Genomic DNA, 22,131 nt, shown 5'->3' on the forward strand with positions numbered 1-22,131 from the left:
TGGCTTAATCAATGACTTTTACTGATAGGCGATTTTTAAATTCAAACACATGTTCTGGACATACATCCAAACAACGACCACAGCTAATGCAGTTTTGATCCATAACTCGACGATCTCCCTCTTTCAAAGGCTGCCGAAGCACTTCTGGTTCTGGGCAAACGTAAAAGCAATCCATGCATTTGGTGCAATCTTCGCGCCGAACAGCAGTAACGCGCAACAGGCTTTTTCGGCCTATCACGCCATAGGTAGCCCCCAGTGGACATAAGTGCCCACACCACCCATGCTCAACCAAGAGTAAATCCAACACAAACACTAGGGCGATCAACACCCAACCTGCGCCCATACCAAACACCAACCCGCGATGCAGTGCCGCCACTGGATCTAACCATGTCCAAAGAATTGCGCCAGACAGCGCACTGCCCAACATCAAAGCAGGGATCAGCCAATAACGAATCACGGGAGACCAACGATAGCTCGCTTTAATGTTGAGCTTTCGACGCAACCACGCCGCCAAGTCTGTCACGATGTTCAACGGGCACACCCAAGCACAAAATGCGCGCGGCGCCAAAATCGCGTAAAACACCACAACAATCACTACGCCTAACAACGCATTAAACTCCGGAACATGCCCTGTCGCCAAAGCTTGAAGCACAATTAACGGGTCACTTAACGGCACGGTATCGAGCAACATACTTGATGACAGATTACCAGTTAGAATTCCCAGCGTCGGCCCAGCCATAAATAGCGCAATGATGGTGAACTGACATAGCCGACGTAAAATCAAAAACCGATGCGCGCGCCACCAACCAAGCTTTTCAAGCGCTTCTTTGCCAGCATTTTGAGCTAAATTCTTTGCCATTACTTACCTCCTTTTAGCGATTCAAGCGCACCTTCCGGCACAGGCGTCTCACTAGGGAGGATATTTTCGAGTGGTTTGTCGATCTCTTTCCAACCAAAATTGTAGTGGCTGCCCACTTTGCCTTTCGCCAAATCCGTCGGGACGACTTTAATAGCAGCGACATCCAACACGCACGCTTGTTCACACTTACCACATCCGGTACACACTTCGGAATTCACTGTAGGGATAAGTTTGGCGTGATAGCCGGTTCGGTCGTTGTGAACCATCTCTAACGTGATGGCTTCATCAATCAGCGGACAAACGCGATAACAAACGTCGCATCGTAACCCTTGCCAGTTAAGGCAAGTTTCATGGTCAATAAGAACCGCTGTACCCATTCGAGCATCATCAATATCGGTTAGTTTCGGATCCAGCGCCCCACTCGGACAAGCGACAACACAAGGAATGTCTTCGCACATTTCGCAGGGAATATCGCGTGCAGTAAAGTAAGGTGAGCCAGTCGCGACGGGTGAAAGTAATGTCGCAAGTTTCAGGGTATCGTAAGGACATGCCTGAACACACAAGCCACATCGAATACAAGTTGATTCGAAATCGCCTTCCGGCAATGCACCAGGCGGACGAATAGGCACACCTTTGGTTTCTCGAGCTTGGCTTTGTAGCGATTGTAAGCCCAATACACACGCAGCTGCGCCAACACCAGCCGCAATCCGAGCTGTATCACGCAAAAATCGGCGCCGACTTTGCGATATTTTAGACTGAGAGGATTTCATGCTATTTCCTCAACAAAACTCCCTTATCAAGTTAAGCATAAATAGCCCTAAACGTGTCGTTTCCCTATACCTCATAGGAGGTAACCCCATCCTCTATTGATTCAAGTCAACTGACGCACAGTGCCGTCGTCACAGTTTGACTAAATGCGTTTATTTACTGCGACATGAAATTCACCACGATACTCTGCAGTACGCGCCATTCTCAGTACAATAATTCAACACCTTTGCAATCTATTCGCTCAACTTGATGATAAATCACTACTGAAAATTAAAAAAAAGACATCATAACAAGCTAATTTAAAAGGCATTTATCCATTAAACATAAAAAAACACTATCCAAATAAGAAAACTGTGGTTAGATTAAAAATTAAAACTAAAAAACGAAGGAGAGAGGCATGGAAATTATCGTACGTCCAACGACCGTCGAAGACGCAGCGGCACTCGTAGAAATCTATTCACAACCAAAAGCACAACGTGAAACCCTGCAACTCCCAAAGCCTTCGCTCACGATGTGGGTGGAAAGATTGTCAAACATACCTGATGGTGTTTATAGCTATGTCGCTGAAATTGATGGTAAAGTCGTCGGTAATATTGGCTTTCACCACTCTCTACGTCCAAGAACGATGCACACGGCATCGTTTGGCATTGGAGTACATGATAGTTTCCACGGACTCGGTATTGGTAGCAAATTGATAGAAACAGTCACTGAACTAGCAGATAAATGGTTAAATGTGAGAAGAATTCAGATAGAGGTCAATGCCGATAACGACGCCGCCATTGGGCTTTATAAAAAGCATGGATTTCAAATTGAAGGTGAAGCGATTGACGGTTCCTTCCGTGATGGTGAATTCATCAATACCTATTACATGGCGCGCATCAGACCAGGCCAAAGATAAAACAAAGCCTCCTACTAATTGGAGGCTTTTCTTTTTAAACTTCGACTCACTTTCGTAAGTAAGCCAACGCTCTGCGAGTCAATGCTTCTGTGTAGGGATTGATCTTCCAGTGGTCGGGACTCCAACCTTTCACAAATCGCTGAAAGTCTGCCCAAGCCACAGCAAACAAAGGACGCCATTCACGCTCGACTTCATTAGGGTCAAGATTCGGTTGATAAACCATTAGCGCGTGTTGCAACTGAGCAAAATACGTATCCAAAACCCAAACTTCCATCTCAGCACAACGTTCTGGCTTAACGGCGCTACTCATAAACAGTGCCACATCTTTCATGGCACACCCGCATCCAATGTATTGAAAGTCAACCGCAGCAACGCTTGATTCTTCTTCATCAAAACAGAAGTTCGCCAATTTGGCATCACCGTGTATTAGTGTTTTAAACTTAGCTTGCGAAAGCGTTTGATCAATCAATTGAGCCGCATTTTGTAGCTCAGTGTCTTGCAATGCTTTAAGCTCGTCGGGTCTGGTTGCTAAGTGCCAGTATGTTCCGGTATGCCACAACTTATCCGAACGAACATCGATGTATCGCGCATGAAAGTTCGCCAACCAAGTGAGGCAGGCTTGTATATGCTCTAGCTGTGCATCTGTGATGACTTTTGGAAAGCCCACCTCGGCGAGATCTTCCATCACAATGAGCCATTCATTCTCCGATTGGAACGTTTTTAGACCTTGTGGTACTCGGCAGCGAGTATCCACCCCTCCGGAAAAATACTCATACCAATTCACTTCCACCTGATAAGAGTGCAACTTTCTTTGATGAGAACGGTCCGTATTCCAGCCTCTAGGATGCTCTGAAGGCTTAGGGAGTTTTACATGCTTAATGATCACCGAACGAGTAGAATAAGTAACTCGGACTAACTCTCCATAGCCTCCCCATAGCGATTGTATGACTTCTACAGAGCGGTAATTACCTAGATTGAGTTCCTGGCCAATATTTTGGTAGCGTTGGTGGTTGTTACTCATCATGCGAGCAGATGTGACCACGCTTGGTTCTTCTCCATGTAGTGAATAACATATGGGCAAACTGGTTTGATTTGATAACCGAGTGACTCAATTTCTGGCAACACCGCTTCCATCATCACTTTTCCGTACCCCTTACCTCGCAGTGCTTCAGGAACAACCGTTGATGTAATGTGCATGACATTACCCTTAAGCTGATAAATTAACTTGGCTTTATAGCCCTGCTCTAAATCAACCCAGAATGTACTATTCGTGGCTTCATGAGTTACTTTATGCATATCTTGCTCTCTAATTTTTGTTACAGATTGATTGAATCAAACTATATCACTGAATAAAATCGATACCATGCGAGAGTGCTGCTTCGCCTCACGCGATTACCTTCTTACATCAGGTACGACAATTATAATGAGAAATATGAGCCCAATTGCCAGAGACGGCAAGCTACCTCTGCAAAGCAAGAAGGCACCAGAACGTCAGGCAAGTACATTAAATAGCACCGATGCAATGGCAATGGTCGAACATGGCAGTGAAGTGAGCTTAAACGTCACCACCCCCGTTGGTACAAAGTTTATTACAACCAGCACATTTGTTGGCTGTCACTCAAATAATACTGCATTGATAGAGGTTCCGAACATCTCCGATGAAGACTTGAAGTTCTATTTTCAAGAAGGCTTTTGGATCAATGTAAAAGCCTACTCTCATCGAGGTGAAGGGGCCGTTATCCCATTTCGGGCCCAATTACAGCATCGACTAGGCGATCCGTACCCAATTTTGGTGCTAGACCTACCCAACACTATGCAGGTCTTTCAGCTTCGCAAAGAAGTGCGTTACGAAGTAAATTTGAGAGCGCGTGTTTGTTTAGAAGCCTATCGAACTGAATGCGAAATAAGAGATTTATCTCGTAGTGGCTGTCGTTTTGTAACATCACCAATGAGCCGGCCACTTCAGGTTGGTGACCACGTTTCATTGGATCTAACGATGCCCGGAGAAAGTCGTATGCTAGCGCCATTGCGAGGTCGTATTTGTAATTTACAAAAATCAACGCACTATGCTCGCTACGGAATGGAGTTTGATGAGGTTGGTAAAAACAACGCTAAAAACCTCCTCAGTCACCTCAAATTTGATGGTACTAAGCTCACACTAAAAAGATAGATTTGATAACCCCTATCGCTTATCAAGAAGCTTTGAAGTGCTAGAAAACAAGAAACCCCTTACTTTTCAGTAAGGGGTTTTTATTTACTAAGAATAAGGCAGTATCTTAGATAAGAGTCATGACTTAGAAGTCGTAACGTAGACCTAGCGCTAGCTCATCTTTTTCAGCCGCGCCTTCGTTATCCATTAGATCGAAGTTGTATGATGCGTAGCCACGGAAGTTAGGCTTGAAGTAGTAAGTTACATCAACAGCTAGGTTTTCTACAGTATCTGCGTCTTCTAGTTCACCTTTGTTGAACGTAGAAGTGAATACAGTTTGACCCATAGTGTAAGCAGCGGCTAGTTCGTAGCCTTTGTAATCAAAAGTCTTACCTGCAACATCCATATCCGCGCCAGTGTAGTTACCAGCGAAGTAGAAGTCACCTACAGAGTATGCAGCTACCAGCATGAACTCATCGCTGTCGTTTTGATCTGCGTAACCAGCACCTAGTTCAAAACCAGTGTTAGCAAACGCGTAAACACCAGATAGAGAGAAGCCATCTTCCTCGTTGTCTGTAAAGCCTTGTGCATCTGTTGTGCGATCAGCAAAACGGTAGCTAGCGCGTACAGCTAGTTGCTCGAATTGGCCTTTGTAAGACAGCATGTTATCTGTACGGTCAGAAACAGGCAGTTTAAGTGCTGCTGTGTTACCGTGGTAAGCCATAATGTCAGTAAAGTCAGTAAGAACCTCTAGTGCGCCGTCGTTTTTACCGTAAGTTACTTCACCGTATTTGCCACCCAGACCCGCATAAGCGTAACGAGTTTCAAGACTATCTGTCTCACCAACTTTGTTACCTTTAGAATCAAATACATCATAAGTTTTAGTTACAAACTCACCTTCCCAAAAACCAACGCCGTATAGGTTTTCATTGATTTCCTGTTTGCCTAGGAAGTTAAGACGGATGCGAGTACGGTCTTCTGCCTTACCATCCATCATAGAAAGACGCGCTTCAGCGCGGCCGCCCATCTCAAGAGAAGTGCCATCTTGGTTGTATAGTTCTGAAGCGACAACTTGAGATCCTGATGCCATTAGCGCCACTGCTACAGCTAAAGTTTTTAATTTCATTGTTATTTTCCATATCATTGTTTTATATGTGTTTTCTCACCAGAAAAACAGGACTTTTCTGTACCAACGAGAAAACTGGCGGCATAGTAGCAGCTGTTATTTTTCACGCAACGTGTTGAATAAACAGCGCTTATAGAAGAAAACACCACTTAAAATGACGATATGAATACCTCTCAACCATCAAGTTATCGGTTGAGTTAAAAAAAATGTTCGCGTCAAAAAAAAATTGACGAAAAAAATGTAAAAACAATATCACAAAACGTGATATTGCCCGCAAAAAATCTTGTTAACTGACTGTTTTAGATAGACTTATTGATAATAAATCCGATTATTACAAACAAAAAATCCCTGAGCATTCACTCAGGGATTTAGAGATTTGATAAGTAGATGATGAATTAAAGCTTAAAGAAACTTAATTGCTCTTTCTGCTTCTCTGCAAGTAATGAAAGCTCAGTACTCGCACTTGCACTCTGGCTGATGCCCGCTACGTTTTGGTTTACAAGCTCCGACATGTTAACCACGTTGCGATTGATATCTTGAGTAACTTGAGACTGCTCTTCGGCTGCGGTTGCTACTTGCGTGTTTGAATCGTTGATGTTGGCGACCGACTCGGTAATTCCAACCAACGCTTCATTCGCTTGTTGCGTCAGCTCGTTGTTGCGGCTAAGCATATCAAGGCTGACTTGCATACTGTCATTCGCCAGCCCAGACTGCGCTTGAAGCTCTTCAATGATCGTTTGGATCTCTTGTGTCGAGTCTTGAGTACGCGCTGCTAGCATGCGTACTTCATCAGCTACTACCGCAAAACCACGACCAGATTCACCAGCTCGCGCCGCTTCAATCGCAGCATTCAATGCTAGCAAGTTGGTCTGCTCAGATACGCCGCGAATCACTTCAATAACATCGTTGATCTGTACAGATTGCTCTTTTAGACGCAAAACAACTTGCGCTGCATCGTTCAATGCTTGAGACATTTGCGCACTTGCTTCCGCACTTTCTTGGAAGATAGCCAAACCTGATTGAGCAAGTCCATCAGCTTCACGCGCGGTTGCGTCAGCAGAGGTCGCGTTATCACTCACATTATTCGCAGTGCTTGCAAGCTCGTTAACCGCAGATGCAACTTGCTCGATCTCCGCCAACTCTTGTTGAGCGTTCGCTTCCGCTTGCGTCATTACCGCAGCCAATTCGGTCGATGCAGATGCAACTTCCTCACTAATACGGGTTAACTGGTCCACAGTGTTGTATAACTGCTCTGCGGTTTGGTTTACATCTTTGCTCAGCTTAGAGATCTCATTGTCCCCATCGACATCTGCACGTACTGATAGATTACCCATTGCTAACTGACGCATCACTTCTTGCAGCTTTTGGATTGGTGTAACAATCATGCCAGATAGGAACCAAGCGCCTATCAATGAGAAAGCAAATACCGCTAAAACCGTCAACATAGCGTTATTTTGCACACGCTCATTTTGCTGATGACTTCTGATAGTAGATTGTTCAGCTTGCTCGTTTACATGCTTTGATAGTGTGTTAATTTGTTGGACCATTTCTCGGCCAACATTGCGATACTCTTTGACAAATGCACGGTACTCGCTATCCGATTTCAAACCTTGATCGTATTGGTTGAAGAAAGCAACTGAGCGCTCTGAATATCGCACATAGGATTCAATTGCTTGGCGAACTTTAACGGCATCGTCACGGAATAGGTTTCGGGCTTCAATTGCGCTTAAATCGGCATCAACTTGCTTTAAGCCTTCTTTCAATTCGGTTAGAAAATTCTCACGACGAGAAGCATCGTAAATAGCGTAAACCGCGCTTATGCGCAGAGGGTAAATTTGGTCGTCAATACTCGCCAATGTGTCTTTGTGAAAAACCAAAGATTCTTGGTTGGAAGCAATAACATCTTGCTCTGCTTGAAGATTGTTTTTAGTAATCCAAAGAGCAATAAACAAAACAATCGCGGTAAATAATACCGGAACCAAAATTTGCGTTCGTACTGACAAATTTTTCAGTGATAACTGCATGACAGGGCCTCAGTTGTATGCGTGATGTCTATATCCAAACAAACTCGAGCAGTGCTTATAACAACGTTACTTTTCGGCAGTTTGAATATCTATGCTTCCTTGCGACGGGATAAATCCCAGACGAATAAACAAGCGGCGAATATTAGAGATCGATCACACTTTTTGTCTAGTACAAAAACTCTCCATTTTCAATCTGTTATTGACAATATCCCGACAGTAGCGTCGGGATATTGTCGTTATGATAAATTATGATCACTTATGATGAGATACATTCACATTTAGGACGGTTTCAACCTATTTTCTCAACGAATTGAGCTTAGCTTGAGCAAGGCCAAAAATGGTATCGATTGGATAAGAACCTTCATCAGTTGGCTCACCAGCAACTTTCCCCGTAAACAATTCGATAGCTTCAGTAACATGATCAATCGCCCAAATATTAAACTCGCCTTTTTCGACTGCTTTCACGATGTCGGAACGAAGCATTAGATTGTGAACATTAGAGCGCGGAATAATGACCCCCTGCCCGTCATGACGACCTTTAATTACACACACATCATAAAAGCCTTCGATCTTTTCGTTTACGCCACCAATAGGCTGAGCTTGGCCAAATTGATTCATCGACCCTGTTATCGCAATGTCTTGTCGGTTTGGTTGCTTTGAAAAAGCAGACACAACCGCACATAACTCAGCCATGCTGGCACTATCACCATCAACACCACCATAAGATTGCTCAAAGGTAATGGTTGTCGTTAATGGCACTCGTGCCGTTTTACCAAATACGGAAGATAAGTAGGCAGACAAAATCATCACGCCCTTAGAGTGAATACTGCCCCCCAAATCCACGCTGCGCTCGATATCGATAACATCCCCATCACCGTAACACGTCGTCGCTGTGATGCGATTCGGTGCACCAAACATGTAGTCACTAGTGCTCAATACCGAAAGTGCGTTCACTTGGCCTACGGCTTCTCCTTCGGTGCGAATCAGCGTTGTGCCGTTAATAAAGGTTTCCATTACGTTATCGCGTAATCGGCTTACTCGCATTTCTTGGTTATTGAGCGCATCTTCAACATGACCAATACGGATCATGTTAGAGTTGGCTTGACGAGCCACGTAGTTCGACTCTCGAAGCAAGTTGGCGATATTAGCCGAATGTAGAGATAGCTTGGATTGGTCGCCAGACAAACGTGAGCTGTATTCGATGATCCGAGCAATGGCTTTGCGATCGCAATGCAGCATATTGTTGTCATGCACCACGCTAGAGATAAAGCGCGCGTAATGCAGCTCAGACTCCGGCGTACGTTTCATTTCGTCTTCGAAATCTGCCGTCACACGGAACAACTCGCTGAACTCTGGATCGTAATGTTGGAGTAATTGGTAAGTTCGGTAATCACCAAATAAGATAATTTTGATATCAAGCGGAATCGGTTCAGGATCGAGTGATACCGCCCCCGTCAATGTGACTTCTTTTTCTAGAGACGTAAAACTCAATTGACGAGCACGCAATGCGCGCTTCAAACCATCCCAAACGTAAGGCTGTTCAAGTACTTTCTGAGCATCCATTAATAGAACGCCGCCATTCGCCTTATGCAAGCTCCCTGCACGAATCAGCGAGAAGTCGGTAAACACCGTTCCCTTGAAAGTGGCAGTCTCAATCGACCCGAAGAGTGAATGATAGTTGGGATTTTCTTCAACAACGATAGGAAATTCGCTGCTTTTACGGCTTACCAAGACGTTCACTTTATAACGACGTGGCAATTTTTTATCCAAGGATGCCGTCGCAATTTCGCCTTGCTCGCCACTTTGGTCAAGGAAGATATCTGCGTTTTCAACAATATCTTTTTGCAGCTCAGTTAAGTAGGTTTTGATTTCGGAATATTGCGCGTAATCCACTTTGAGTTTTTTGATGAAGTGAGTAATCACATCAAGCGTCACTTCATCATTGAGCTTTTTGATTTTATCGCTGTATGTCTCTTCCCACTCCGTAAGCTCACGAACCATCGAGCGCAATCGCACTTCGAGTTCATCAATAGCATCGCTGAATTGCTCTTGTTCTTTTTTGCTTAGTACATCAAAAGACTCTTCCGTATGAAGCTCATCACCGTTCATGGCGACAAACTGATAATCCCCCTGTGTAGTCAGTGTTAGGCTGATGCCTTTTTCTTTTGCCTCTCGACTAATACGATCCAGCTCGTTTTGTTGCTTAGCTGCCAATTGATTTTTTAATCGCTCAGCGCGGCTAAAGTACATTTCATTGTCGAATGCTAGGGGTAAAGCATTCAATAATTTGCCCATTAAAGCTTCAATATCAACACGTAGCTTATTTCCGATACCACAAGGCAGCTTTAATACCTTTGGTGTACGGGTATCCTCAAAGTTCGCAACGTAACACCAATCAAACAGGGCTGCTGCATCGTGCTGGTGACGATTCAGATAGCGCAAGATCATGGTGCGTTTACCTAGCCCATTCTGACCAATGGCGTAGATGTTATACCCTTTCTCTTTGATGGACATCGCAAACTCGACCGCTTTTTGCGCGCGCTCTTGGCCCACGATTTCATCAATTGGAGGTAACTCCTTGGTCGACTTACATGGCATATTCTCTAGATCTGCTACAGAATATAGCTGCTTAGCTTCCAATCTTAGTATTGCCATATCCACTTCCTTTTTTCTTATTTTCGTTATTTGAGTGTAGAGATTATTTGCTTAATTTTAAGTGATTTACCTTCCACCCTAGATTGATTGGACATTTTATGAACACATAAGTGATATTAACACGCACTTGCAATTGATAATCAATTTCATTTAATATCTAAACAAATCAAATGTTGTGGAGATGGATATGAATATTGAGCAATGCTGGATGCGCTACTTAAAAGCGGAGCAACTGATGGAACAAGGCCATTGGCCAGAAGCTCATCGTTTATATGACGACGTGCTCAACAATCTACCCAACCACATTCATTTAGCGCTAGAAAATGTACAAACTAAACCTTGCCAGTTTGTATGTCTCATTACGGGGCTTAGAGATGCCAGCGTGACGCAATCAGAGATTCTCAACAAACTCGGCTTACAACATGATGCGTTCTCAATACTCAATCAAACTTACGCGCTATTTCAATTTTTGCAGCTAGAGAGCCATGAACTGATTGAGCGCGTAGGTCACCTACTTGGTCAACAGAGCGAAGACTTATTAGCTCACATGGCGGCATTTTGCTCTGCCCAACGTAATGCTCAATGGATGATAGAACTCGAGCACGTAACGCGCGCGCATGAGCAGTTCTTACATTTGCAAGCAATGAGTTCGGCAAAAGCTTCGCCTTCTCACCTGTATAATTAATCTAAAGCTCAAGCATTGAGGCCAGCTGGGTTTGTACTGTCCATTGCTTGAGTATCATTTGCTTTATCAACCACAAGGATCTGTGATGTCTTCTAAAACCATTCTTTCGGTGAACAACCTATCAGTCAGCTTTACGACAAACGATGGGATCGTCGATGCAGTAAAGAATGTTAGCTTCGATTTAAAAGCAGGCGAGACGCTGTCCATCGTTGGCGAATCTGGCTCTGGCAAGTCAGTATCAACCAATGCACTGATGAAACTACTGCCAGACAACGCTATTTTGCATGAAAACTCATCCATCATGTTTGAGGGTAGCTCCATCTTGGATAAAACAGAGCGTGAAATGCAAAGTATTCGCGGTGATCGCATTGGCATGATTTTTCAAGAGCCGATGACCTCACTAAACCCGTACATGCGGGTGGGTATCCAAGTCGCTGAGGCCATCATGTGTCACCGCCCGGTCGACAGACGAACAGCAAAAGCAAAGGTGTTAGAGCTGTTTGAATTGGTTCATATGCCAAACCCAGAAAAAGCGTACAACAAGTACCCACACGAATTTTCTGGTGGTCAATTGCAACGTATCATGATTGCGATGGCACTGATTAACGAGCCCAATATTTTGATCGCCGACGAACCAACAACGGCGTTGGATGTCACGGTTCAAGCAGAAGTGTTGCACCTGATTAAAGAAATTCAGGCTCAGATGGGCATGGCAATCCTATTTATTACTCATGACTTAGGCGTCGTAAAACACTTTGCAGATCGTGTCATTGTAATGTGTAAAGGAGAAGTCGTCGAAGAAGGCGAAACGCAAACACTCTTCGAGGACCCAAAGCACGAATACACACGTATGCTAATCAACTCGATTCCTAAAGGCAGTAAGGAGCCTATTAGCGAAAGTGCTACACAGCTTTTAAAGGCCGACGATATACGAGTCAAATTCTTGGTAAAGTCGCATTTTATTGCGAGCAAGAATGAGTACTTCGAAGCGGTAAAAGGCATTTCTCTTGAGCTTAAACAAGGAGAGACCCTCGGGATCGTTGGGGAGTCCGGTTCAGGTAAGTCTACACTCGGCCGAGCTTTGATAGGTCTACTGCCCTCAACTGGCAAAATAGAATATAAAGGCCAAGATATGGCCTTGCTGACAAACAAAGAACGTTTTGAGCTGAAAAAAGACGTTCAGATGGTATTCCAAGACCCTTATGGTTCGCTTTCTCCTCGTATGACTATCGGCGAGATCATCACAGAAGGATTAACTGTCCACCAACCAATGTTGAGTAAAAAAGAACGTATGCAGAAAGCGCGCGACGTGCTCCGTGAGGTCCGCTTAGATCCCGCGTCCATCAACCGTTATCCGCACGAGTTTTCAGGAGGCCAGCGTCAGCGTATTGCTATCGCGCGAGCACTGATCCTTGAACCTTCGTTTATTCTGCTTGATGAGCCAACCTCAGCATTAGACCGCTCGGTGCAACTGACAGTGATTGACCTTCTGAAAGATTTGCAGAAAAAACACAATATTGGCTACTTGTTTATTAGCCACGATCTATCAGTAGTTAAAGCACTCTCTGATCGTGTTCTAGTCATGCAAAAGGGCGAGGTCATGGAACAAGGTACGGCCGAAAAGATTTTCCAAAACCCTAAAAATGACTACACGAAAAAACTGATAGATGCCTCATTTGATCTTGAAAACAGTGAAAATCAGCACAATGCGGCTTAGGTTCATCACAGTTTCATATTCATAAACTAGGATTAAGAAAAGGTGATAAATTCATCTTGTCTTAAGAATGGCGTAGCTGCCTTTCGGTTTGGCCGCCGAGACTGGTTGGTTCAAGAGTCAGACTTAGTCAACCTGGCTCAAATACTGGCAAACAGTATGAATTGAGTTCCCCCAACCATGAAAAATGCCGCGACACTGTCGCGGCATTTTTTTATTCTCAGAAGCTTCGAACAACTAGGGCATTAAATCGACTCAATACCCATATTATGTAACGTAAATGCATACATGTCTGTGGTGAGGTCAATTTGCTTACTCAGCGGCATTCCTGCACCATGACCTGCATTGACATCAATGCGTATTAATACTGGATTAGCGCCTTGCTGTTTGTCTTGCAGCTCCGCAATAAATTTGTACGAATGTGCTGGCACAACTCGGTCGTCGTGATCAGCAGTTGTCACCAAGGTAGCAGGATATTGCACGCCTTCTTTTACATTGTGAACAGGAGAGTAACCAAGCAAGTATTGGAACATCGCTTCACTTTGCTCCGACGTGCCATAGTCATACTTCCAGCCTTCTCCAGAAGTAAACGTGTGATAACGCAGCATATCAAGCACGCCAACCGCAGGCAGCGCGACTTTGAATAGTTCAGGGCGTTGCGTCATACACGCTCCAACTAACAAACCACCATTAGAACCACCGCGAATCGCTAGGCGATCCGAGCTAGTGTAGTCGTTTTCAATCAGGTATTCCGCCGCCGCAATAAAGTCATCAAACACGTTTTGCTTTTGCTGCTGAGTGCCTGCGTTGTGCCAGGCTTTACCGTATTCACCGCCGCCTCGCATGTTGGCGACAGCGTATATACCACCCAACTCTAGCCAGTTGGCTACATTGCCAGAAAACATTGGAGTAAGGCTGATGTTAAAACCGCCGTAACCATACAACATGGTTGGTGATCTACCATCAAGTGCAACGCCCTTCTTGTATGAAATGATCATCGGAACTTGCGTGCCGTCTTTTGAGGTGTAAAACACCTGTTTTGATTCATACTCATTACGATCGAACGGTGCCTTTGATTCCTGAAACAGTGTGGATTCACCAGATTCGACATCAAATGAGAAGATCGTCGGAGGCGTCACGTAGTTAGTGAATGTGTAATAAAGTGTGGTTTCTTCTTTTTTACCCGCCAGACCATAAGCCGTGCCTTCTCCCGGCAATTGTACATCTCGAATCCACTCACCTTGGTAGTTAAACTGCTGCACTTTAGAAAGCACATCTACCATATAAGTCGCAAACAGATAACCGCCACCTTTGCTGATTTCTAACGGCTGTTCTTGTTCAGCAATCACGTCAGCCCATTGTTCTGTCTGAGTGTTGTAGCTGACAACTTTGCCATTCGGCGCGTCTAGGTTGGTGTAAAGCAGCAAGGTTGCGTCTTGGCTATCAATTAAGTAGGTGTCGCCTTGCGTTGTATCGCGCAGCGTCACAATTGCTTGGGAGTCAGACTGTAAATCGATATAAAACAGACGATTACCCGATGTAGATTCTGCGCCAGAAATAATGAGGAAGCGATCATCTGTCGTCGTCATACCAGACACATAACGATGAACTTGCGTATCCAACTCACCAAAAATCACTTTATCTTCAGATTGAGGGGTACCAAGTTCATGATAATAAAGCTTGTGATGCTCAGTTCGAGCAGACAACTCACTGCCTTGCGGCTTATCGTAGCTTGAGTAATAGAAGCCTTTGCTGCCCAGCCAAGAAATCGACGTAAACTTCGCATCAACAATCTCAGGCTCTAACTGTTCTTTGGTTTCCGTATCAATGACAAAGATCTTACGCCAATCACTGCCCCCTTCCGAGATGGAATACGCGACCAAACGGTAGTCTTTAGAGAAGCTGACTTCGCCAAGAGAGGTCGTGCCCTCTTCGGAGAAAGTATTTGGATCAAGGAAAACCTCGGCTTCTCCCTCGCCTTTACGTCGATACAATACGCTTTGATTTTGCAAACCGTCGTTTTTGTAGAAGTAGGTGTAGTCACCACGTACAAATGGCTGGGAATATTTTTCGTAGTTTTGACTGTTCGCCACTAAGTCACGGATTTGTTGGCGGTACGGTATCTGACCAAGGAAATCGAAGGTGACCGAATTTTGACCCGAAACCCATTGTGCGGTTTCTTCACTGCGATCATCTTCTAACCAGCGATAAGGGTCGGCAATGTCGTGACCAAAATAAGTGTCCACGACAGAATCTTTACGTGTTTTTGGGTAATGCATAACGTCCGTGTTACTCCGTTGTTTTTATTAAGTTGTTTATCTTCAATCGTTTTATTGCGGTGATTACCTTAGAGCACCCAATTTTGATTTCAACGACATTGTTTTAAATCTATGAAGAACCTAGAAATAATGAGATATCGTTAAGTACCGGTCACGAATGTGCTCAATAAGCAGCTTCACTTTGTTCGGTGGTTGACGAGTAAACGGATACACCGCGTAGATACCCAACTTTTTACCTACTAATTCAGGAAAAATATCCACCAGTTGACCATTACGAATATCGTGATACACCAAGCAGCGCGGGACGTAAGCAATACCATGGCCGCCCAGAGCGGCTTTACGTAATGCGGTCGCGTTATCAGTAGAAAAGCAGCCCGATACTTTGACGATGTAATTGCCATCTTCTCCTTTAAACTCCCAATCCGTTGCACCTGTGGTTTGGTAAGCGTATTGCAGACAATTGTGCGTGGTGAGATCAATCGGCTCGATCGGTTTCCCATTTTTCGCAATATAAGAAGGTGACGCGCATACCACCCATTGGGAATCGAGAATATGTCGTGCGATCAAACTAGAGTCGGCTAGGTAGCCAGTTCGAATGACTAAATCGTAACCATCAGCCACTAAATCGACAAAGCGATTATCCAATGACATGTCCACGGTCAGACCCGGATGAAGGTTACAAAACTCGGCAACAGCATCAGCAAGTATCAAATCTCCAGAGATACACGGCACGGACATTTTTATATGACCGCTCACATTCTCTCCAAAGCCTGCAACAGCATCCATAGCCTCCTGAGTGGCCTGCTTCACATTTTTAGCACTGTGGAGTAACACCTTACCTGCCTCGGTCAAGGTTAATTTGCGCGTTGTTCGATATAATAGCTGAGCCCCTATTTCTTCCTCCAACCTCGCCATTCTTTTGCTAACTACCGAATTTGTAAGGTTATTTGCCTCTGCAACCTTACTAAAGCTGCCAAGTTCGATTACTTGAGAAAATAGGATTAAGTCGTCTGCTCTCATACCATTATGTCACTTTTGGAATTAATTATTTTCATTATTTCCCTATATCAACAAAAAATAAAGGAGTAAATTCACGCCAAATTAACAAAACCATTACAACAAAAAGTCACCTCTACAGCGGATTGACACCGTTCGAGAAGTCAGCGTACGAAGGATGTACAAATGAGTGAAACCCTACTTGCCCTAGTGGCATTTTCGCCAATTGTTGTTGCCGCCATCTTATTGGTTGGTCTCAACTGGCCTGCTAAAAAAGCCATGCCTGTTGCGTTCGGTCTAACCGTCGCTATCGCACTAATGTTTTGGGATATGTCAGCCAATCGCGTACTGGCCTCCGTATTCCAAGGACTGGGCATTACTGTCTCTGTTCTATGGATCGTGTTTGGTGCCATCTTCTTGCTCAACACTTTAAAACACACTGGAGCGATCACCACAATCCGTAATGGATTTACCGATATTTCGGCTGACCGCCGTGTACAAGCCATCATCATTGCTTGGTGTTTTGGCTCGTTCATTGAAGGCGCCTCTGGGTTCGGTACCCCGGCAGCAATCGCTGCACCACTACTGGTTGCAATCGGCTTTCCTGCGCTAGCCGCTGTCCTAATGGGCATGATGATTCAGTCTACGCCTGTTTCATTCGGCGCGGTAGGCACGCCTATCATCGTAGGTGTAAACAAAGGTTTAGACACCCATAACATCAGTGAGTCGTTGGCCGCACAAGGTGCAACGTGGGAAATGTACCTGCAAGATATCACAGCGCACGTTGCTGTCATTCACGCAGTCGTAGGTACGATGATCCCAGTATTAATGGCGATGATGTTAACACGTTTTTTCGGCAAGAACAGAAGCTGGAGTGAAGGCCTGGACATTCTACCATTTGCGCTATTCGCTGGTGTCTCTTTCACCGTTCCATACGCGTTAACCGGCGTATTCTTGGGCGCAGAGTTCCCTTCACTTATCGGTGGTTTGGTTGGTCTGTCTATCGTTGTTACCGCAGCGAAAAAAGGCTTCTTAGTACCAAAGACTAAGTGGGATTTCGAAAGCGAAGACAAATGGCCTGCAGAGTGGTTAGGCTCGCTAAAAGTCGATCTAAACGACAATCCGGGCAAGCCAATGAGCATCGTAAAAGCTTGGGTTCCATATGTAATGCTGGCAGTTATTCTCGTCGCAAGCCGCGTTAGCCCTGAGCTGAAAGGCTTTGTACAAAGCGTAAGTTTGTCGTTCAGCAACATTCTTGGTGAGACTGGCGTTAGCGCTGCTATTCAGCCGTTATACCTTCCTGGTGGCATTCTGGTGTTTGTCGCACTACTTGCTGCAATGTTACAAAGCGGCAGTGTAAAGCCATTGCGTGAAGCGTTTGGCGAGTCAAGCAAAACACTGATTGGGGCGGGTTTTGTCTTGGTATTTACCATTCCGATGGTTCGTATCTTTATCAACTCAGGCATCAACGGTGCTGACCTAGCAAGTATGCCCGTCACAACCGCAAACTTCGCCTCTGACCTTGTTGGTTCTGCGTTCCCAGCGCTGAGTGCCACCGTTGGTGCACTGGGTGCGTTCATCGCTGGCTCAAACACGGTATCAAATATGATGTTCAGCCAGTTCCAATTCGAAGTGGCACAAACGTTGTCTATTTCGAGTGTGATTGTTGTATCACTCCAGGCCGTCGGTGCTGCTGCAGGTAACATGATTGCGATTCACAACGTTGTTGCCGCATCAGCCACGGTAGGTTTGCTTGGTCGAGAAGGCGCAACATTGCGTAAAACGATTATCCCTACGTTCTACTACATTGTAATGACAGGCATTATTGGATTGGTGCTGATTTATGGCTTCCAAATGACAGATGTCTTAATGAAGTAACGCGAAATGCAGGGTTTACAGCCCTGCCTAATTTGACACAGCTGTCTGCACTACTACCCCGACATGTTGATTTAGCTTGCTACATCAATTCCCCCGACAGCTGTGTCACCCTTTCCAGTTTGCATAACTGATTGAGTGATTTAATAAAATTTTTCAACCAATTATGTAAATGGGTTACCAACATCACCGATTCAAACGTAAGTGAACCATAGGTAACTATACTCATTTTGATGTCTTCACTGCTTTGCGATGAAGGCTCAACGAAAGAGCAAATTGCTCCACAACTTTGCTTAGAATAACCGCTAGGACACCATTATGATTATCTCAGCTTCTACTGACTACCGCGCTGCCGCGAAAGCCAAGCTTCCCCCGTTTCTATTCCATTATATTGATGGCGGCTCTTACGACGAACGCACGCTGAAGCGTAATACTGACGATTTAGGTGATGTCGCTCTTCGCCAACGCGTCCTACGCGATATGACAGATTTGAGCCTCGAAACCGAGATCTTCGGTGAGAAACTGGCAATGCCAATCGCGCTAGCTCCTGTTGGTCTAACTGGTATGTACGCGCGCCGAGGCGAAGTGCAAGCAGCAAAAGCAGCCGAGAAAAAAGGCATCCCGTTTACTATGTCGACTGTTTCGGTTTGTCCGATTGAAGAAGTCGCACCTGCAATTGAACGTCCAATGTGGTTCCAGCTTTACGTACTTAAAGACCGTGGCTTTATGAAGAACGTACTTGAGCGTGCAAAAGCAGCAGGCGTAACAACGCTGGTGTTTACCGTTGATATGCCAGTTCCTGGCGCACGTTACCGTGACATGCATTCAGGTATGAGTGGCCCTAACGCGGCCATGCGTCGTGTATTCCAGGCGATGCGCCACCCAAGCTGGGCGCTGGATGTGGGTCTACTTGGTAAACCGCACGACTTAGGTAACATCTCAACTTATCGTGGCGAACCAACAAAGCTAGAAGATTACATCGGCTGGTTAGGCGCAAACTTCGACCCTTCTATCTCCTGGAAAGATCTTGAGTGGATTCGTGATTTTTGGGATGGTCCAATGGTTATCAAAGGCATTCTAGATGAAGAAGACGCGAAAGATGCGGTACGTTTCGGCGCGGACGGCATTGTGGTATCTAACCATGGTGGCCGTCAGTTAGATGGCGTACTTTCAAGCGCTAAAGCACTACCAAGCATTGCGGATGCGGTAAAAGGTGATCTTAAGATCTTCGTAGACTCTGGTATTCGTACTGGTCTTGATGTCGTTCGTATGCTCGCACTTGGTGCAGACTGTACGCTTCTTGGCCGTTCATTTGTGTACGCATTGGCAGCACAAGGCGGAGCAGGCGTTGAAAACCTACTGGATCTGTACGATAAAGAAATGCGTGTAGCAATGACGCTGACTGGTGCTAAGTCTATCGCGGATCTTTCACGCGATTCGCTAGTGAAAATCCCATAATCTTTGCAATCGAGCAAAACAGAAACGAAAAAACGAGCCAACAGTGGCTCGTTTTTTATTGCTCTTCAACCCGATAATTTGACGAGCAAGCTAGCTAACTTGGTGAACGTACTCGATCACGACTTGGTTTCCGTCGATAAACACGTTACTGATATCGCCATCCACCGTCACACGATTTTGTAAATAAACGGTACCAGATGCAGATAGATCACGCTCCGTCAAAGACGGAATCACCTGACCAGGACGTACATGTAGCTGCTCGCATAGCTGTTTTACAAAACCTAGCGTCAGTGGAGAATTACCACGTAACAAGCCAGAAAACTCGTGTAGACTCAAACCAAGGCGCTTCGCCATTTCCATTTGAGTGATGTGCATTTTGGCTTTTTGTGACATCCAGATGTCGTAGAGCGCGTTTCGATCCAGCTCTGTAAATTCCATATCTGCCTCCGCTAATTCAAGAGCCAATACACTCTCACACTTACTTAAGATAAATGTTAGCGATAAGTCAGAGAAGTTATAATTGATCGTCCAAATATCAACCCTCAATCATTGGTAGCGTACCTCTGAACATGCATGAGGCGGTCGCTCAGCAAAACGTAAAGGTAACTCTCTTGTCATTGGAAGGAAAAGTCCATCTCGGCGGTTTAGACATAAGTAAATGATTTAAAGGAAATCACTGGGGTGAAGGAGTAATATCTGCTACCTTTCCTTCCATGGTTCACTAGAAATAAGTTACATATGCCACAGTGGTTTACCGAATTACAAAGCTACATTGAAACGTCTCATCAAAATTGGAGTGGAAGCGTCCTTTTCATTACGCTCGCTAGCTTTATAGCTTGGATAGCTTGGCGGCTGATTCGCTCTCGCCTCGCTGCGCTCGTAGAGAAAACGCCCTTCCACTGGGATGACATGTTGCTTGATGCGCTAAAAGCGCCAGTCAGTACACTCATTTGGTGTTGGCCAGCAACCGTCTCTATCGGCATCATATTGGAGAGCGAGCTCAACGATAAAATAAACTGGTTAAGTACGCTGAAACTGATTTTAATCATCAGCATCTTCGTATGGACCGTTATGCGGCTCATTACCAATGTTGAAGAGCATGTTCTCGAACAAAAGAACCGAGATGAAACAACAGTACAAGCGATAGCTAAGGTCGCGCGCCTGTTCTTTATTACCGTCGGAATTCTAACCGTAATGCAGGCATTTGGTCTGTCACTATCGGGCCTACTTACCTTCGGTGGTGTTGGTGGTTTGATCGTCGGTTTAGCGGCGAAGGATTTGCTGTCTAACTTTTTTGGAGGTCTTATGATCTACTTCGATCGTCCATTTAAAGTTGGCGATTGGATCCGTTCTCCAGACCGACAAATAGAGGGGACGGTAGAACGCATTGGCTGGCGTATGACCATTATCCGAACTTTCGATAAGCGTCCACTGTATGTGCCAAACTCAGTGTTTAGCAGCATTGTCGTAGAAAACCCATCTCGCATGCTGAACCGACGTATCTACGAAAAAATTGGACTTCGTTACGACGATGCTGAAAAAATGCCGCAAATTATCACCGCGGTAAAAGAAATGCTGAAAAATCACAAAGACATTGATGCACGCCAAACACTTATCGTCAACTTCGATACATTCGGTCCATCATCATTGCACTTCTTTATCTATACCTTTACTAAAACCGTGAATTGGGTGAGATACCATGAGGTTAAGCAGGACATACTGCTTAAGGTAATCAACATCATTAAAGAACACGATGCAGATATCGCGTTCCCTACTCAGACGCTTAAGCTTGATCCTATACAAATGGTAAAAGCGGAAGAGCAAGAAGATCACGGCTTCTAGTTCTCACCAATACCCAAATAATCAAGCCCGCTGTGTTTAAGCGGGCTTTTTATTTTTCTTCGCATGAAGTGGTTATTGTTGCGTTAACACTATACGTGCATTCAGCGGTTGGATTGGGCGATTGTTTTTCCCCATTACTTCCGAAAAAGATTTTATCTGCTCAGGAGAAATAGTTTGTGCTTCTTTCATCACCAACCAACGCACACCTTCAGAGCATGGTGGTGTCGTTAGTGAGCCGTTAAAGCGGTAGTAGTCTTTATCACTTGGGATAAGGGCATCCGCATCAAATGGAACCTTGATGGTAACATCTTGATCTTTAGTTGGAGTGTTAGCTAGCATCTTAGCTAGATCTGGGTTCGCGTCACCCAGTTTAAAGAACACCGCGACAACAGCTAGATGACCTACTTTGTCGGCATGCACAAAGTGTACTTCTAGTGGGTATTCTTTACCATCCATATGGTTTTCAGATGGCGTATGGAAGTGGAACTGTTTCAACATAAACTCTTTACCATCAATGGTGAGTGTGTTTTTACCTTCTAAACCAGTCTGTAAAGTGTGACCGTTGTTCAGCAGTGAAATTGCCTTACCTTCGTAGTCGAAATTCAATTTTTCTAGCTTCGCTTCGGTCGCCGATTCAATGTTGATTGGGCTCTGGTTTTGACCTTTCGCGCACTCAGATGCAAACTCACCCCAATGAGCTGGCCCATGGTTTCCCTCGTAGCCCCAGCTTGCTGCATAAGCTGTTCCTGTAAATACCAGTGCCAAACCTAATGTTGTTAGTGACTTCTTCATCATTTTCCTTA

The 22,131-nt window shown here is 44.9% G+C and carries 18 protein-coding genes; 7 read left to right on the plus strand and 11 right to left on the minus strand.

Going from position 1 to position 22,131, the window contains the following annotated elements:
* Window positions 1-4: 4 nt before the first annotated feature.
* Window positions 5-859 carry a quinol dehydrogenase ferredoxin subunit NapH gene (gene napH / locus R7E78_RS15175; RefSeq protein ID WP_318058017.1) on the minus strand — a complete coding sequence of 285 codons (855 nt, stop codon included), beginning with the start codon at window positions 857-859 and terminating at the stop codon, window positions 5-7.
* On the minus strand, window positions 859-1,629 hold the full coding sequence (napG, locus tag R7E78_RS15180) for a ferredoxin-type protein NapG (protein WP_151515318.1): 771 nt from the start codon (window positions 1,627-1,629) through the stop codon (window positions 859-861). The genes napH and napG overlap by 1 nt, the downstream gene beginning before the upstream one ends.
* Before the next feature lie 395 nt (window positions 1,630-2,024).
* On the opposite strand from napG, the gene R7E78_RS15185 reads away from it, so the two are divergent.
* A complete protein-coding gene (locus R7E78_RS15185) occupies window positions 2,025-2,525 on the plus strand; it encodes a GNAT family N-acetyltransferase (protein ID WP_318058018.1) in 501 nt (166 codons plus the stop codon).
* Window positions 2,526-2,571: 46 nt separating this feature from the next.
* Here the strand turns inward: R7E78_RS15185 and R7E78_RS15190 are convergent, their stop codons facing one another.
* Both R7E78_RS15190 and R7E78_RS15195 read right to left on the minus strand, forming a co-directional pair.
* On the minus strand, window positions 2,572-3,549 hold the full coding sequence (locus R7E78_RS15190) for a phosphotransferase (protein ID WP_154204428.1): 978 nt from the start codon (window positions 3,547-3,549) through the stop codon (window positions 2,572-2,574).
* Window positions 3,546-3,821: a GNAT family N-acetyltransferase gene (locus R7E78_RS15195; RefSeq protein ID WP_258634135.1), complete on the minus strand. Its 276-nt coding sequence runs from the start codon at window positions 3,819-3,821 to the stop codon at window positions 3,546-3,548. The genes R7E78_RS15190 and R7E78_RS15195 overlap by 4 nt, the downstream gene beginning before the upstream one ends.
* 127 nt (window positions 3,822-3,948) lie before the next feature.
* Between R7E78_RS15195 and R7E78_RS15200 the strand changes: the two genes are divergently transcribed.
* Window positions 3,949-4,695: a flagellar brake protein gene (locus tag R7E78_RS15200; RefSeq protein ID WP_042521645.1), complete on the plus strand. Its 747-nt coding sequence runs from the start codon at window positions 3,949-3,951 to the stop codon at window positions 4,693-4,695.
* 124 nt (window positions 4,696-4,819) lie between these two features.
* Here R7E78_RS15200 and R7E78_RS15205 read toward each other — a convergent pair whose 3' ends face one another.
* The 3 genes from R7E78_RS15205 to R7E78_RS15215 all read right to left on the minus strand — a co-directional run bounded on the left by R7E78_RS15205 (window position 4,820) and on the right by R7E78_RS15215 (window position 10,479).
* Window positions 4,820-5,800 (minus strand): porin, encoded by a 981-nt coding sequence (locus tag R7E78_RS15205; protein WP_318058019.1) that lies wholly within the window; start codon window positions 5,798-5,800, stop codon window positions 4,820-4,822.
* Between the two features lie 395 nt (window positions 5,801-6,195).
* Window positions 6,196-7,824, minus strand: a complete 1,629-nt coding sequence (locus R7E78_RS15210) for a methyl-accepting chemotaxis protein (protein ID WP_005375120.1) — start codon at window positions 7,822-7,824, stop codon at window positions 6,196-6,198.
* 294 nt (window positions 7,825-8,118) lie between these two features.
* Entirely contained in the window at window positions 8,119-10,479 is a 2,361-nt protein-coding gene (locus R7E78_RS15215) for a Lon protease family protein (protein WP_239932216.1), read from the minus strand.
* A gap of 187 nt (window positions 10,480-10,666) precedes the next feature.
* Here R7E78_RS15215 and R7E78_RS15220 point away from each other — a divergent pair, with 187 nt between their 5' ends.
* Window positions 10,667-11,164: a hypothetical protein gene (locus R7E78_RS15220; protein ID WP_318058020.1), complete on the plus strand. Its 498-nt coding sequence runs from the start codon at window positions 10,667-10,669 to the stop codon at window positions 11,162-11,164.
* An 85-nt stretch (window positions 11,165-11,249) separates the two neighbouring features.
* Window positions 11,250-12,881 (plus strand): ABC transporter ATP-binding protein, encoded by a 1,632-nt coding sequence (locus R7E78_RS15225; protein ID WP_318058021.1) that lies wholly within the window; start codon window positions 11,250-11,252, stop codon window positions 12,879-12,881.
* A gap of 242 nt (window positions 12,882-13,123) precedes the next feature.
* Here R7E78_RS15225 and R7E78_RS15230 read toward each other — a convergent pair whose 3' ends face one another.
* Window positions 13,124-15,157, minus strand: a complete 2,034-nt coding sequence (locus R7E78_RS15230; RefSeq protein WP_318058022.1) for a prolyl oligopeptidase family serine peptidase — start codon at window positions 15,155-15,157, stop codon at window positions 13,124-13,126.
* A 120-nt stretch (window positions 15,158-15,277) separates the two neighbouring features.
* Window positions 15,278-16,177 carry a LysR family transcriptional regulator gene (locus R7E78_RS15235; protein WP_005375112.1) on the minus strand — a complete coding sequence of 300 codons (900 nt, stop codon included), beginning with the start codon at window positions 16,175-16,177 and terminating at the stop codon, window positions 15,278-15,280.
* A 162-nt stretch (window positions 16,178-16,339) separates the two neighbouring features.
* Here R7E78_RS15235 and R7E78_RS15240 point away from each other — a divergent pair, with 162 nt between their 5' ends.
* Together R7E78_RS15240 and lldD are read left to right on the plus strand one after the other, a co-directional pair.
* The gene (locus R7E78_RS15240; RefSeq protein ID WP_005375111.1) at window positions 16,340-18,031 is read left to right on the plus strand and encodes an L-lactate permease; all 1,692 of its coding nucleotides are present in this window, start codon (window positions 16,340-16,342) and stop codon (window positions 18,029-18,031) included.
* A gap of 315 nt (window positions 18,032-18,346) precedes the next feature.
* Window positions 18,347-19,486 (plus strand): FMN-dependent L-lactate dehydrogenase LldD, encoded by a 1,140-nt coding sequence (gene lldD, locus R7E78_RS15245; RefSeq protein WP_005383962.1) that lies wholly within the window; start codon window positions 18,347-18,349, stop codon window positions 19,484-19,486.
* A gap of 90 nt (window positions 19,487-19,576) precedes the next feature.
* On the opposite strand, the gene R7E78_RS15250 is transcribed toward lldD, so the two are convergent.
* A complete protein-coding gene (locus tag R7E78_RS15250; RefSeq protein ID WP_005375109.1) occupies window positions 19,577-19,924 on the minus strand; it encodes a helix-turn-helix domain-containing protein in 348 nt (115 codons plus the stop codon).
* 300 nt (window positions 19,925-20,224) lie between these two features.
* Here R7E78_RS15250 and R7E78_RS15255 point away from each other — a divergent pair, with 300 nt between their 5' ends.
* Window positions 20,225-21,328 (plus strand): mechanosensitive ion channel family protein, encoded by a 1,104-nt coding sequence (locus R7E78_RS15255; RefSeq protein WP_005375107.1) that lies wholly within the window; start codon window positions 20,225-20,227, stop codon window positions 21,326-21,328.
* 72 nt (window positions 21,329-21,400) lie between these two features.
* On the opposite strand, the gene R7E78_RS15260 is transcribed toward R7E78_RS15255, so the two are convergent.
* Window positions 21,401-22,120 (minus strand): carbonic anhydrase, encoded by a 720-nt coding sequence (locus R7E78_RS15260; RefSeq protein ID WP_318058031.1) that lies wholly within the window; start codon window positions 22,118-22,120, stop codon window positions 21,401-21,403.
* Between the last annotated feature and the right edge of the window lie 11 nt (window positions 22,121-22,131).

The sequence above is a fragment of the Vibrio sp. YT-19(2023) genome (assembly GCF_033337395.1).